The 12,787-nt window shown below is 75.1% G+C and carries 16 protein-coding genes; 6 read left to right on the forward strand and 10 right to left on the reverse strand.

Annotated features, from left to right (window positions below; genetic code table 11):
- The gene (locus ACQPX6_RS02685; RefSeq protein WP_433785240.1) at window positions 1-1,278 is read left to right on the forward strand and encodes an RNA polymerase sigma factor; all 1,278 of its coding nucleotides are present in this window, start codon (window positions 1-3) and stop codon (window positions 1,276-1,278) included.
- Here ACQPX6_RS02685 and ACQPX6_RS02690 read toward each other — a convergent pair whose 3' ends face one another.
- From ACQPX6_RS02690 to ACQPX6_RS02705, 4 genes are all read right to left on the reverse strand, one after another.
- Window positions 1,279-2,319, reverse strand: a complete 1,041-nt coding sequence (locus ACQPX6_RS02690; protein ID WP_433785241.1) for an oxygenase MpaB family protein — start codon at window positions 2,317-2,319, stop codon at window positions 1,279-1,281. It abuts the gene before it with no gap.
- Between the two features lie 116 nt (window positions 2,320-2,435).
- Complete coding sequence (locus tag ACQPX6_RS02695; protein WP_433785242.1) at window positions 2,436-2,780, reverse strand: hypothetical protein; 345 nt, start codon at window positions 2,778-2,780, stop codon at window positions 2,436-2,438.
- A gap of 91 nt (window positions 2,781-2,871) precedes the next feature.
- Window positions 2,872-3,948: an AMP-binding enzyme gene (locus ACQPX6_RS02700; RefSeq protein WP_433785244.1), complete on the reverse strand. Its 1,077-nt coding sequence runs from the start codon at window positions 3,946-3,948 to the stop codon at window positions 2,872-2,874.
- Complete coding sequence (locus ACQPX6_RS02705; protein ID WP_433785245.1) at window positions 3,842-5,056, reverse strand: fatty acid desaturase family protein; 1,215 nt, start codon at window positions 5,054-5,056, stop codon at window positions 3,842-3,844. Before ACQPX6_RS02705 ends, ACQPX6_RS02700 begins: the two co-directional genes overlap by 107 nt.
- A gap of 263 nt (window positions 5,057-5,319) precedes the next feature.
- On the opposite strand from ACQPX6_RS02705, the gene ACQPX6_RS02710 reads away from it, so the two are divergent.
- Together ACQPX6_RS02710 and ACQPX6_RS02715 are read left to right on the forward strand one after the other, a co-directional pair.
- Window positions 5,320-5,667 (forward strand): DUF3099 domain-containing protein, encoded by a 348-nt coding sequence (locus tag ACQPX6_RS02710; protein ID WP_433785246.1) that lies wholly within the window; start codon window positions 5,320-5,322, stop codon window positions 5,665-5,667.
- 4 nt (window positions 5,668-5,671) lie between these two features.
- Window positions 5,672-7,108, forward strand: a complete 1,437-nt coding sequence (locus tag ACQPX6_RS02715) for an MFS transporter (RefSeq protein WP_433785247.1) — start codon at window positions 5,672-5,674, stop codon at window positions 7,106-7,108.
- A 3-nt stretch (window positions 7,109-7,111) separates the two neighbouring features.
- On the opposite strand, the gene ACQPX6_RS02720 is transcribed toward ACQPX6_RS02715, so the two are convergent.
- The 3 genes from ACQPX6_RS02720 to ACQPX6_RS02730 are packed head-to-tail and all read right to left on the reverse strand — an operon-like array spanning window position 7,112 to window position 8,944.
- A complete protein-coding gene (locus ACQPX6_RS02720; RefSeq protein ID WP_433785248.1) occupies window positions 7,112-7,612 on the reverse strand; it encodes a hypothetical protein in 501 nt (166 codons plus the stop codon).
- Window positions 7,613-7,616: 4 nt separating this feature from the next.
- Window positions 7,617-7,979, reverse strand: coding sequence for a nuclear transport factor 2 family protein (locus ACQPX6_RS02725; RefSeq protein WP_433785250.1), 363 nt, complete (start codon window positions 7,977-7,979; stop codon window positions 7,617-7,619).
- Window positions 7,976-8,944: a ring-cleaving dioxygenase gene (locus ACQPX6_RS02730; RefSeq protein WP_433788175.1), complete on the reverse strand. Its 969-nt coding sequence runs from the start codon at window positions 8,942-8,944 to the stop codon at window positions 7,976-7,978. Before ACQPX6_RS02730 ends, ACQPX6_RS02725 begins: the two co-directional genes overlap by 4 nt.
- Window positions 8,945-9,064: 120 nt before the next feature.
- Between ACQPX6_RS02730 and ACQPX6_RS02735 the strand changes: the two genes are divergently transcribed.
- A complete protein-coding gene (locus ACQPX6_RS02735) occupies window positions 9,065-9,472 on the forward strand; it encodes an ATP-binding protein (protein WP_433785252.1) in 408 nt (135 codons plus the stop codon).
- A gap of 6 nt (window positions 9,473-9,478) precedes the next feature.
- Here ACQPX6_RS02735 and ACQPX6_RS02740 read toward each other — a convergent pair whose 3' ends face one another.
- The gene (locus tag ACQPX6_RS02740; protein ID WP_433785254.1) at window positions 9,479-10,027 is read right to left on the reverse strand and encodes a hypothetical protein; all 549 of its coding nucleotides are present in this window, start codon (window positions 10,025-10,027) and stop codon (window positions 9,479-9,481) included.
- A 104-nt stretch (window positions 10,028-10,131) separates the two neighbouring features.
- On the opposite strand from ACQPX6_RS02740, the gene ACQPX6_RS02745 reads away from it, so the two are divergent.
- Window positions 10,132-10,890 (forward strand): thermonuclease family protein, encoded by a 759-nt coding sequence (locus tag ACQPX6_RS02745; protein WP_433785256.1) that lies wholly within the window; start codon window positions 10,132-10,134, stop codon window positions 10,888-10,890.
- Window positions 10,891-10,912: 22 nt separating this feature from the next.
- Here ACQPX6_RS02745 and ACQPX6_RS02750 read toward each other — a convergent pair whose 3' ends face one another.
- Window positions 10,913-11,107, reverse strand: a complete 195-nt coding sequence (locus ACQPX6_RS02750; RefSeq protein WP_433785257.1) for a hypothetical protein — start codon at window positions 11,105-11,107, stop codon at window positions 10,913-10,915.
- A gap of 164 nt (window positions 11,108-11,271) precedes the next feature.
- On the reverse strand, window positions 11,272-11,739 hold the full coding sequence (locus tag ACQPX6_RS02755; protein WP_433785259.1) for a hypothetical protein: 468 nt from the start codon (window positions 11,737-11,739) through the stop codon (window positions 11,272-11,274).
- A 148-nt stretch (window positions 11,740-11,887) separates the two neighbouring features.
- Here ACQPX6_RS02755 and ACQPX6_RS02760 point away from each other — a divergent pair, with 148 nt between their 5' ends.
- Window positions 11,888-12,727: an alpha/beta fold hydrolase gene (locus ACQPX6_RS02760; RefSeq protein WP_433785260.1), complete on the forward strand. Its 840-nt coding sequence runs from the start codon at window positions 11,888-11,890 to the stop codon at window positions 12,725-12,727.
- Window positions 12,728-12,787: the final 60 nt, after the last annotated feature.

Raw genomic sequence — 12,787 nt, forward strand, 5'->3', positions numbered from 1 at the left:
ATGGCCGAGCCCACCGGCCGGGAGGCCGTCGCCGCCGTCTGGCGGATCGAGTCGGCGCGCATCGTCGGCGCGCTCGCGCGCTACACCGGCGACTTCGCGCTGGCCGAGGACCTCGCCCAGGAGGCGCTGGCCGAGGCCCTCGTGAGCTGGCCCCGTGACGGCGTGCCCCAGCAGCCGGCGGGCTGGCTGCTCACCACGGGACGCCGTCGCGCCGTCGACGCGTTCCGCCGCCGCTCCGCCCTCGACGAGCGGTACGCCGCCCTCGCCCGCGACCTGGGCGAGGGCGGCGCCCTCACCGGCGGCGACCACCCGCGAGAGGGGGACGACGTGCTCTGGGACCCGGACCAGATCGACGACGACGTCCTCGCGCTGATCTTCACGTCGTGCCACCCGGTGCTCTCCCGCGAGGCGCGGGTGGCGCTGACGCTGCGGGTGGTCGGCGGCCTGACCAGCGACGAGATCGCCCGCGCGTTCCTCGTCCCCACCGCGACGGTCCAGGCGCGGATCACGCGGGCGAAGAAGACGCTCGCGGCGGCCCGGGTGCCGTTCGCGGTGCCGCCCGCCGCCGAGCGGGCCGAGCGCCTCGGCACCGTGTTCAGCGTCGTCTACCTGGTCTTCACCGAGGGGTCGTCGGCCACCTCGGGCGACCGGTTGCTGCGCCTGGACCTCGCCGGCGAGGCGCAGCGGCTCGCGCGGGTGCTGGCCCGCCTGGTGCCCGACGAGCCCGAGGCGCACTCTCTCGTCGCGCTGCTCGAGCTCACCGCGGCCCGCTTCCCCGCCCGGACGGGACCCGACGGCGAGCCGGTCCTGCTCGAGCACCAGGACCGGCGGCGCTGGGACCGGTCGGCGATCGGCCGCGGGCGGGCGGCGCTCGCCCGCGCCGAGGCGTCCGGGCGGGGCCTGGGCTACTACGGCCTGCAGGCGGCGATCGCCGAGTGCCACGCCGTCGCCCCCTCGGTGGAGGCGACGGACTGGGGCCGCATCGTCCTGCTCTACGAGGCGCTCGGGCGGCTCGCGCCGTCGCCCGTGGTCGACCTCAATCGGGCGGTGGCCGTGTCCATGGCGCAGGGCCCGGCCGTCGCGCTGCCGATCGTCGACGCGCTGGCCGGCGCCGACGCGCTGGCCGGCTCGCACCTGCTGCCGAGCGTCCGCGGCGAGCTGCTCGCCCGCCTCGGACGGGCGGGCGAGGCCCGCGAGGAGTTCGCGCGCGCCGTCACACGGTGCGCCAACGCGCGCGAACGCGCCCTGCTCGAGGGCAAGCTCGCCGACCTCGCCTGATCAGGCGAAGTCGAGCAGCGGCTCGCGGTGCGCCGGCGGGTAGGGCGCCGGGCCCTGCCGGCGTGCCCGCGCCTCGAGCAGCGCCTCGTACTGCTGGCGCGGCGTCGGCCCGTGCGCGGCGTAGGCCTCGGCCGGCGTGGTCACGATCGGCAGTGCGGGCGGCGTGCCGCGCAGCACCGGCTCGATCACCGGCACCGTGCGCGGCGACGCCGCGCGGAGCACGGCCAGCTGCACCGTGGTGCTGGCGGCGACGAGCCGGATCACCGGGCGGGTGATCGCCACGGCCAGCGCGTCGACGACCTTCGGCTGCGGCGTGCCACCGAGGCGGCGCATCCACCGGGGGAGCGTCGCGACCACCGCGCGCCGGGTGACCCACGTGAACAGGCGGCGCACCGGCGACGGCAGCTCGGGCGGCAGCACGATCGCGTCCGCGTCGAGCAGGAAGTCCATCATGCGCTGCGCGTTCTCGGACGCGATCAGGCGCGGGCGGTAGGACTCGAAGTAGGCGCGGATGCCCGCGCGGGTGCGGGGCACGTCGGCGGGGTCGATGGTCTGGAACTCGGCGGCCCGCGCGCACTCCTCCCAGTACTGCTCCTCCTCGGCGGCGGAGAGCTTGCCCGGCCCGAACACCTCGTAGGTGTAGAGGATCGAGTGCCACGCCGTGAGGTGGATCCACAGCTGGGAGTCGGGGTCGTTCGCGTCGTACTGGCGCCCGGTCACCGGGTCGGTCCCGACGGCCCGCGCGTGGATCTTCATCAACGTGTCCGCGGCCGCGAGCACCGACGCGGTGTCGCCGAACTTGATCGTCGCGAAGTACTGCATCGTGCGGTCGTAGCGCAGCCGCGGGCGGGCCACGACCTGCCCGGACTGCTCGACCGAGGCCAGCAGGAACGGGTCCAGCTCCTCGACCACGACGGCGCGCAGGAATCCCAGCGCGAGCGAGGTGGGGTACGACCACACCTTCCAGGTCACCGAATCGGGCCCGAAGAACCCGTAGTCGGCGTGCTGCGCGTCCTTGCGCATCGACCGCACGACACCCATGCGGAGCTCCCCTCCGGTCAGCGAACGAACGGAAGGTAACAGTTACCGCCGGTATGAGATACCTCGTGTCCGGCCAACAGGGCCGGGATCACCGCGACGGGTGATCCGCGCCCGGATCAGGCGGGGCGGCGCGGCCCCCCCCCGGAGTCGCGCTCGCGCACGGCGATGGGCGCGCCCGCGAGGTCCTCGTCGTTGCACAGGATCGTCAGGTCGAAGTACGGCGAGCCCTGGGTCTCGTCGTGGTCCAGGTGCACGGCGATGACGTCGGGCGCCTCGCCGAGCCACTGCTCGACCTCGCGCAGCCAGGTCGCCGCGCGCTCGAGGGCCTTCGGGAGGTCGTCGTCGAGGAACTGGACCGGGCGATAGGGGACGCCGAGGATCTGGTCCTTCCCGCCGGGGCGGGGCAGGGACTGGGCGACGCCGAGGTCGTCGAGCTGCAGGGATGTCACGCGGTCACTCACGCCCGTGAGCTTCCAACCACCGGTTCCGGTGCCGCAAGCGGACCCGCCGCGGGAGTCCGTCAGCGCCCTCCCCGGCGCGCCGAGCGCCGACTCAGCGGACGTGCGGCGTCCACTGACGGCCGTCGTACCAGCGCTGGGCACCCCGCGCGTCGCGGTACCAGCCGGGGGGCGGGTCGGGCGGTCTCGGCACCGCGGCGAGGGCCACGGTGGCGTCGGCCGCATCCCGAGGGACGGGCCGCGGGGTGGCGTCCGCGGTGAGCGCACCGCGGGTGCGGCGCAGCCCGACGCCGACCGCGACGGCGCCCACGAGCGCGACCCCGACGACACCCCAGGTGACGGTCGTCATCGTGGCGAGCTCGGCGGCGTCCCCGAGGTTGCTCTGTGCGGCCAGCGTCTTGCCCTCGGCACGCCGGGCGTCCCCGCGGGCGAGCGCGTCGCGCGCGTCGCGCGCGTCCTGACTGTCTGGGCGCTGGCGCTCATCCGCGCGTCGTGCCGGGGCGCGAGGACGGCCAGGACGAACACGGTGCCGAGCACCGCGACCAGGGCCAGGACCACCGCGAGGGTGGCGAGCAGGCGTCGCTTCATGTCGTGTCCCCGGGGCTCGAGACGGATCGTCGGTCCTCGGACGGTGCTCCGGGGTGGGGATGTTCCGCGGCCGCGGGACGTTGGGCCGGACGGACGCGCCACCCCCTCGCGGGCGGACCCGTCGAGGGGTCACGACACCGCGCGGTCGTCGCACCGGCCAGTGCTCGGCGCGCAGCTCGCGCTTGAGGATCTCGCCGGCGCCGGAGATCGGGAGGGCGTCGCGCAGCTCGACGGTGCGCGGCGCCTTGTAGCCGGCGATGAGGCTCTTGACGTGCTCCCGGAGCTCCTCGGCGGTGGGTGCCGCGCCCGCGGCCGGCACGACCACGGCGTGCACGCGCTCGCCCCAGTCGTCGTCCGGCACGCCGATGACCGCGCAGGACGCCCACCTGGACGCCCCCGACCGGGACGCGCTGCGGCGCTCGCAGCGCGCGTACCTCGCCGAGTGGGTGGCCCTGCTGGCGACCGCGCGCCCGGCGTCACCCGGCCCGGAGGCCCGCGTGCTCGTCCACGCGGCGCTGGCCCTGGTCAACAGCGTCGGCCGCGTCCACCACCTGGCCGTCCGCCCCGGCGCCCCGCGGCGCACCGCGGCCCTCGCCGGCGCCGTCCTCGCGAGCTGAGCCGCCGGGCAGCGCGAGGCGCGCGATGGTGCCCAGCACCCCGGCGTACTGCCGGTACAGCGGACCGCTCGTGTACGGCAGGCCGTAGCGCTCGCAGAGGTCGCGGATGCGCGGGGCGATCTGCGCGTATCGGCGTGAGGGCATGTCGGGGAACAGGTGGTGCTCGATCTGGTGGGACAGGTTGCCGGTCATGAGGTGCATCAGCGGCGACCCGTCGAGGTTCGCCGAGCCCAGCATCTGGCGCAGGTACCACTGCCCGCGCGTCTCGCCGTCGAGCTGGTCCTCGGTGAACGTCTCCGCGCCCGCCGGGAAGTGGCCGCAGAAGATCACCGCGTGGGTCCAGACGTTGCGGGTGACGTTCGCGGTCAGGTTGCCCAGCAGCGTGGTCGGCGCGGCGAGGCCGGCCAGCAGCGGGTAGCCCACGTAGTCCTTGAGCAGCTGGCCGCGGACCTTGCGCCACAGCCCGCCGAGCTCGGTGCGCGCCACGGACCAGGGCTTGCGGCCCGCCGCGACCTCCTCGAGCTCGATGTCGTAGATCGCGATGCCGTACTCGAAGCCCAGCGCGAGCCCGGCGTTGATCAGCGGCTGGAGCAGGTGATACGGCTTCCAGGGCTGCTCGGGGTCGACGCGCAGCGTCGAGTAGCCGATGTCGCGGTCCTTGCCCAGCACGTTGGTGTACGTGTGGTGGACGTAGTTGTGCGAGTGCTTCCAGCCCTCGGCCGACGACGCGGAGTCCCACTCCCAGGTGCTCGAGTGGATCTCGGGGTCGTTCATCCAGTCCCACTGGCCGTGCAGGACGTTGTGGCCGATCTCCATGTTCTCGAGGATCTTGGCCACCGAGAGCGCGGCGGTGCCGGCGAGCCACGCCGGCGGCAGGAGCGAGAACTGGAGCAGGACGCGCCCGCTCGTGTCGAGACCGCGCTGGACCGCGATGACCCGGCGGATGTAGCGGGCGTCGTCGTCGCCGAGGTCGGCCGTGACCTCCGCGCGGAGGGCGTCCAGTTCGGCACCGAGACGCTCGACGTCGACGTCGGTCAGGTGCGCGCTGGCGGCGGCGGTGGTGGTCGTGCTCAAGCGGGGGTCCTCCCGGACGGGCGTGTCGGTCGCTGTCGGCGGACCGAGGACGCGGGTCTGGGAGCCGCTCGGGACGTCATGGTGGGGTCCCCGCAGGCGGGACGGGGAACCGCCCCGGGCCGGTGATGGGTGACACCGGCCGTGCGGACGGTGTGACGGATGGGTGCGGGCGGCGCGCGTGTTCTTCCTGGTGCCGCCTCGAGATCGCATCGAGATCCCCGGGCCGGCCGTCACCGGACAACGAGGTCCGGAGAGGAGTTGTCGTGCAGCGTCACGAGAGCCCAGTCCTGATCACCGGCGCAGCGCTCTCCCCCGCCGAGGAGTTCGCCGCCCGCCGCCGCCGCTACTCACTGATCATGTCCATGCGCATCCCCTGCCTGGTCGTCGCCGGCGTCCTGGCCATCGGCTTCGGCTGGACCATCGCCGCCGCCGTCCTCGTGGTGGCGTCCGTGCCCCTGCCCTGGATCGCGGTGCTCATCGCCAACGACGCCCCGCCGCGCAAGGCGGAGAAGACCGCCCGCTGGCGCAACGACCAGGTGCTCGAGACGCACCCGGTGCGCGCGATCGAGCCGGCCATCGTGATCGACGTGCCGTCCGACCGGGCCGCCTGACCCGATGGCCGGCGAGGGCACGGGCACCTGGGCGCAGATGATCGCCCCCGGGCACCGCGGCGCGGTCGCGGTGCTCGCGGGCGGCACGTCGATGTTCGCCGTCGACACCTACGTCACCGCCAGCCTGCTGCCCTCGGCCGTCGCCGAGATCGGGGGCGAGGCGTTCTACGCCTGGCCCACCACGCTCTTCCTGCTCGCCGCGGTCGTGGCCTCGTCGCTCACCAGCCGGGTGCTGGCGACGGTCGCGCCGGCGCGGGCCTACCTCGTGGCGCTCGCCGTGTTCGCGGCCGGCGCCCTCGTCGACGCCGTCGCCCCGTCGATGGCCGTCCTGCTGCTCGGGCGGGTGGTCCAGGGCGCGGGCGGGGGCCTGCTCGCGGGCATGGGCTACGCGCTCATCCGCCTCGCGCTGCCCCGCACGCTGTGGACCCGCGGCAGCGCGGTGATCGCCGCGACGTGGGGTGTCGCGCTCGTCGTCGGACCCGGCCTGGGCGGGCTGCTCGCCGGCGCGGGGCAGTGGCGCTGGGCGTTCGGCGCGCTGGTCGTCGGGAGCCTGCTCATCGCGGGCCTCGTGCCCGCCGCCCTGCACCGCGCCCGCGCCCGGACGGCGCCCGGCCCGTTCCCGCTGGGGTCGGTGCTGCTCGTCGGCGCCGCGGCCGCGGTGCTCAGCGTCGCTGGCCTCGCCGCCGACGTGCTCGTCGTGGGCCTGGGCCTGCTCGTCGCCCTGCTGCTGCTCGCCGGCTTCGTCGTGCACGAGCGCCGCACCCCCGCCGCCGTCCTCCCGCGTGCGGTGTTCCGGCACGGCTCGTCGCTGCGCTGGATCTACGCGCTGAGCGCCGTGCTCGTCGGCGTCTCCGCGCTCGAGGCGTTCGTGCCGCTGATCGGCCAGCGCGTCGCCGGGCTCTCACCCGTGCTCGCGGGCTTCCTCGGCGTCGCGCTGGGCGCGGGCTGGGTGGCGGGCGAAATGGTCAGCGCCTCGGCCCGCCACCCGCGGTGGCGGGTGCTCGCCGGTCCGGTGCTGCTCGCGGGCGGCACCGTGCTCGTCGCGGTGATGCTGCTGCTGCTCGACGGCCCGGCCGCCGGCCCCGTCGCCACGGTGCTCTGGACCGTGGGGCTCGTGGCCGGCGGCGCCGGCATCGGCACCGCCTGGCCGCACCTCGCCGCCGCGGCGATCGGCGGCGCCGAGCCGGAGGCCGAGACCGCCGCCGACCCCGACGACGCCGCCCGCGACGAGGGCGAGGCGGACAAGGCCTCCGCCGCGGTCACCACGGTGCAGATGCTCGCGGTGTCCGTCGGCACCGCGCTGGGCGGCGCGAGCCTCGCCCTCGGTGGCGACGACGCCCTCGCCGGCGCCCGCTGGCTGTTCACGGTGTTCGCCGTCGTGGCCGTCGTCGGGGCCCTGGCGGCCCGGCCGGCGGTGCGCGGGGTGGCGGCGGACGCCTGAGCGCTACCGCAGGATCTCCACCAGCAGCACCCACGCGTTGGTGAGGCCGCCGAGCAGCCCGAGCGCCACGGCCGCCGGCAGCCAGTAGAGCCCGCCGAGCGACTCGGTGAGCACGCCGACGCCCGCCAGGACGGGCGCGACCGCGACGACCATGGCCGGGACGACGGTCGTGCCGAGCCACGACGACAGCGGCTGCTCGTGAGCGCGGCTGCCCGGGCGGCTGAGCCACCCGAGCGCCGAGCCCGCGACCGTGGCGACCACGAACAGCTCGACGGCCAGCGCCACCGTGGACTGCTCGGGGATCAGCAGGACGAGGGACAGGAAGACCGGCGTCACGAGCAGGATCAGCGCCTCGGCGGCCCGGGACGAGATGCCGCGGTGCGCCAGGATCGTCTGGATGTTGATCGAGACCGCGACGAACAGCAGCCCGGCGAGCGCTGCGGCGGCGCCCGCCGTCCCGACCGCGAAGTCGGACCACGGCGCGGCGTCGTAGGCGGCGTCCACCGGGCTACGCCAGCTTCTCGCGCATCGCCGACGCCACCGCCTGCAGCGCCGAGAGCGGCCGGATCATCACGGTGAGCCGGTCGATCGAGCCCTGCGCGTCGTGGTGCAGCAGGTCGATGCCCTCGAGCTGCTTGTCGCCGACGCGGGCGCGGAAGACGAGCACGTGGTCCTCGCCGCCGCCCACCTCGGCGACGTAGCGGAAGTCCTCGAACACCTGCGCCACCGCGTGCAGGATCGGCGCGACCGCGTCGCGACCCCGGTAGGGGCTGTGCACGACGGGGCTGTGGAACTCCACGTCGTCGGCCAGCAGGGCCACCGCCGCGTCCATGTCGCCGGCCTCGACGGCCGCGCGGAACGTCGTCGTCACTGGGTCCCCTCCACGATCTGGTCGCCGACGCGCAGCGGTGGCAGCGAGCGGGCGATCTGCTCGCGGTCGGGCTCGAGCCACGGCGGCAGCCGCAGGTGGCGGCCGAGCTCGAGCAGCGGCTCGTCGATCGCGAAGCCGGGCTGGTCGGTGGCGATCTCGAACAGCACCCCGCCGGGCTCGCGAAAGTAGATCGAGGTGAAGTACTGCCGGTCGAGGATGTCGGTGACCTTCAGCCCCGCGTCGACGAGGTGGCGCCGCCAGCGCTCCTGGGTCTCGCGGTCCGGCGCGCGGAAGGCGATGTGGTGCACGGTGCCGCCGGCCTGGAGGCCGCGGTCGGCGTCGGTGGTGGCGGCGACGTCGAGCACCGCGCCGGGCTCGTCGCCGCCCATCCCGAAGCGGCTGCGCGCGCCGCCGCCCTCGGCGTCCATGTTGAGCAGCCCGGTGAGGAGCTCGGCGGTGGGGTCGAGCAGGCGCTCGGTCAGCGTCACCGAGTGCAGGCCCCGCACGGCGTGCTCGGCGGGCACCGCGGCCACCCCGTCCCAGCCCGAGCGTGTGTCGCCGGGCGAGGCGACGAGGTCGACGACGAGCCCGTCCGGGTCGCGCAGCGTCAGGACCTCCTCGTCGTGGCCGCCGCTGGTGCGGTCGCGGGGAGGGTCGGCGTCGACGCCGCGGGCGGCGAGGTGCTGCTGCCACCAGCCCAGCGACCCCGGCGGGACGCTGAACGCGGTGGCCGTGGTCAGCCCGGTGCCCTGCCGCCCGGCCTCCACGTCCCGCCACGGGAAGAAGGTCAGGATCGTCGACGGCCGGCCGGCCTCGTCGCCGTAGTACAGGTGGTAGGTGCCGGGATCGTCGAAGTTGACGGTCGTCTTGACCAGCCGCAGCCCGAGGACCGCGGTGTAGAAGTCCACGTTGCGCTGCGGGTCGCTCGCGATGGCCGTGACGTGGTGCAACCCGTGGGGGCTCACGGCGGAACGGGTGACGGCGGGCGGCTCGGGGGCGTTCACCCGGGCGGCCGGATTGGGCTCGGCGTCCACCGGGAACAGCCTACGGCCGGGACCGTTGCGGAGAGGACGAGGCGGACGCGCGTGGCCGAGGTCGACGAAGCCCTGCACCTCGTGGTGCCTGCGACTCCCGAACACGTCGGGCGCCTGCGCCGGGCGGTGCGGCGGTGGCTGCGCTCGGTGCTGGGCGACGAGGACGAGGACGCCGTCGACAACCTCACCCTGGCCGCGAGCGAGGCCCTCGAGAACGCCGCCGAGCACGCCTACGCCGGGCACGACGAGATCGGCACCATGACCCTCTCGGCCCGCCGCGACGACACCGCCGACCGCGCCGTGGTGATCACCGTGTCGGACACCGGCCGATGGCGCGCCCCGGCCGACAGCACGGGCTACCGCGGCCGCGGCCTGGCGCTGATCGAGGAGCTCACCGACGCCCACGATGTGCAGCCGGGGCCCACCGGCACGACGGTGACCTTCCGTCACGCCGGCTGACGCGACTCAGACCGCGGGCAGCCGCAGGTCGATCTGGTAGCCGCGGTCGCCGTAGGTGACGACGCCGCGGCAGCGGACGGGCCCGGCGACGTCGACGAGGTGGCGGTAGCGGGCGCTCATCGCCGCGGTCAGCTCGCCCACCCGCTGCCCGCCGACCCGGACCTCGACCGCGAAGTCCCCGCGGTGCCGGCCCGCGCTCACCCGCGACGACCACAGCTCGGCGGGCACCGACGTCGGGGTGGCGCCGGCGCGGTGGTGGCGGGCGAGGACGTCCTGGTGGTCCTCCTCGCGCGTCACGGTCACCTGCTCGTCGGCGGCGAGCTCGGGCCGGGGCGCGAACGTCGGGGCGGGCCACGGACCCGATGTCGCGTACGCGGGGCCGGCGGGGACGGGCGCGGCGGTGCGCGACCGGTCGACCAGCCACCAGAGGCCGAAGGGCACGGCGAGGATCAGCGCGGTGATCGCCAGCCACTTGATCACGAGGATCGCGAGGCCCACCACCAGCAGACCGCCGACCACCTGCGCGCCGGTCGACGTCCGCTGTCCTCTCGCCATGCCGACCCCATCGTCGCGGATGGGCGATTCGTGACAGGAGTAACGACCGCGGCCCGGCGCCCGACAAGCGCGACGATCACGCCGGCCGAGGGGGGACGACGAGGGTGCGCACGGCCTACAAGGTCTGGTTCGGCATCGCGGCCGGCGTCTTCTGCCTCGTCGCGGTCACCGACCTCGCCGGCCCCGCCACCCCGACGGCCGGCACCACTGCCGGCTCCTCGTCGCTGCCGACGACGACCACGACGGCGCCCGCACCCCTGCCGCTGGGAGTCGCCGCGCCCGCCGTCGGATCGGCGACGCCGGCGCAGGTGATCGCGGTCATCGACGGCGACACGTTCCGCCTCGCGTCAGGCGAGGAGGTCCGCGTGCTGGGCATCGACTCGTGCGAGGCCGCGACGCCCGGGGGGCAGCGCGCGACGGCGGCGGCGCGCACCCGGCTGTTCGCCGGCCCCGTGGTGCTGACCGCCGAGCCGGGCGTCGACCGCGACCGCTACGACCGCCTCCTGCGCTACGTCGCCGTGGGCGGCGCCGACTACGCCTCGGGCATGGTCACCGAGGACCACACCGCGATCTACACCCGTGGCCGCAACGACGCCTCGCCCGCGGTGCAGGACACGCTGCGCCGCCTCGACGCCGGCGGACGGGTGTGCGGGAGCGCGGTGACCTCGTCGCCCACCCCCACTCCCGACCTCGATCCCGACGTCGACCGCCCGTACACCCCGCGCGCCGAGGCCCCGCGCACGACCGCCCGGAGCCGCTCGGACTCGGGCGGCACGCGGCCGCGGTCGGGGAACTCCGGGCACCTCTGCCTGCCCGGAGAGCGCGACGGCGACGGGGACGGCTACTGCGGCGAGGGGCGCTGACCGGCGCATCGGCCAGGTGCGGCTACGCGGGCGCGGTGCCCTCGGCGCGGCGGGTGGTGCGGCGCGACAGGCGTGGTCGGCGCACCGTGCGCGGCGTGGCCGTGCGACTCGACGCCGACCGCGAGGTCGACGTGCGCGGGTCGGGCGCCGTGGCGGGCACGTCGAGCAGCTCGAGCGCGGAGTCCGGGATGAGGGCGAGCTCCCGATTCTTGATCATGTTGCTGCCCTTCCTGTGCGGTCCGGGCTGTTCGTCGACCCGGAGTGACCATGTCCAGTGAACGCGGTCACGCCGCGTGCGGTGCCCCGATCCGCCACCGGATCGATCAGGTGGCTCCCATCGAGCGGCGGATGGTCGCGCCGCCCGGACGAGCGGCGCGGGGGTCACGGCGGGAGGAGCGGCCGGAGGTGCGCCGTGACCCACCGCTCGAGCGTGCTCGGCGTCGTGGTGGCGACGGTGCGCGCCTGCTCGGCCACGAAGCCGTCCCGCAGCCCCGCCGACATGCCCACGATGGCCTCGACCTGCGCCTCGCCGAGCCCGACCCCGCGCAGGACCGCGCGCAGGTCGTCGTCGGCGATCCGCTCCGCGCGCACCGGGCGCCCGAGGACCCCGGTGAGCAGGTCGGCCACCTCCGCGAACGACAGGTCGCGCGGCCCGTGCACCGCCTGCACGCCGCCCCTGGTCCACGGCGCGAGCAGGCGCGCGGCCGCGACCTCGGCGATGTCGCGCGGGTCGACCCAGGGCATCGGCCGTTCGAGGTGCATCGCCGTGCGCAGCATGCCCTCGTGCAGCGCGGGGTCGCGCATCAACAGCCGCGGGCGCACCCCGGCGGCCACGAGCGTGCGCAGCACGTGGGACCCCACGTGGCCCGCGGGGTGGTGAGGGCGATCGTCATCGGTCCTCCCGTCGTCGATCGGGTCACGATGCCGCAGAGGTCCGACAGCGTCCGGTGCTAGGTTCATCGTGCGCAATTGAATCGCTCACGTCGAAAGGACAGCGATGCCCACGTCGAACGTCGGGACCGAGAACGGCAGCCCGGTCGACCTGTACTACGAGGACCACGGAGAGGGCCGTCCCGTCGTGCTCATCCACGGCTGGCCGCTGTCCGGCCGGTCCTGGGAGAAGCAGGTCCCGGCCCTCATCGAGGCCGGCCACCGCGTCGTCACCTACGACCGCCGCGGCTTCGGGTCGTCGTCGCAGCCGTGGACCGGCTACGACTACGACACCTTCGCCGCCGACCTCGACGCGCTGCTGCGGCACCTCGACCTGCGTGACGTCACGCTGGTCGGCTTCTCGATGGGCGGCGGCGAGGTCGCGCGCTACCTCGGCCGGTACGGCAGCGAGCGGGTCGCGCAGGCCGTGTTCGCCGGCGCCGTGCCGCCGTACCTGTACAAGACCGACGACAACCCGGACGGCGGGCTGGACGACGCCACGATCCAGGGCTTCCTCGACGGCGTCACCGGCGACCGGGTGGCCTTCCTCGACGGCTTCGTCACGAACTTCTTCACCGCGGGCGACCGCTCGGACCTCATCAGCGAGCCCTCGCGGGTCTACCACCGCGAGATCGCCGAGTTCGCCTCGCCGAAGGGCACGCTGGAGTGCATCAAGGCCTTCAGCTACACCGACTTCCGCGAGGACCTCGCGAAGATCGACGTGCCCACGCTGGTCATCCATGGTGACGCGGACGCGATCGTGCCGTTCGAGGTGTCGGGCAAGCGCACCGCCGAGGCCGTGGCGGACAGCCGGACCGTCGTCATCGCGGGCGGCCCGCACGGCTTCAACGCCACCCACGCCGACGAGTTCAACCAGGCGCTGGTGGAGTTCCTCGGGGGTGCCTGACGGCCTGTGTGCACTTCTTGGTGCTCAGGCACCGAGAAGCGCACACGTGCGCGGAGCGCA

Origin of the sequence: Actinomycetospora sp. CA-101289 (genome assembly GCF_050955895.1) — a bacterium.
GTDB lineage: Bacteria > Actinomycetota > Actinomycetes > Mycobacteriales > Pseudonocardiaceae > Actinomycetospora.

Excerpts from the sequence above, each read along its gene's own strand:
- ACQPX6_RS02685 (WP_433785240.1), top strand. The coding sequence starts at position 1 with ATGGCCGAGCCCACCGGCCGGGAGGCCGTCGCCGCCGTCTGGCGGATC.
- ACQPX6_RS02690 (WP_433785241.1), bottom strand. The coding sequence starts at position 2,319 with ATGGGTGTCGTGCGGTCGATGCGCAAGGACGCGCAGCACGCCGACTAC.
- ACQPX6_RS02715 (WP_433785247.1), top strand. The coding sequence starts at position 5,672 with ATGGCCGGCGAGGGCACGGGCACCTGGGCGCAGATGATCGCCCCCGGG.
- ACQPX6_RS02740 (WP_433785254.1), bottom strand. The coding sequence starts at position 10,027 with ATGGCGAGAGGACAGCGGACGTCGACCGGCGCGCAGGTGGTCGGCGGT.
- ACQPX6_RS02750 (WP_433785257.1), bottom strand. The coding sequence starts at position 11,107 with ATGATCAAGAATCGGGAGCTCGCCCTCATCCCGGACTCCGCGCTCGAG.
- ACQPX6_RS02760 (WP_433785260.1), top strand. The coding sequence starts at position 11,888 with ATGCCCACGTCGAACGTCGGGACCGAGAACGGCAGCCCGGTCGACCTG.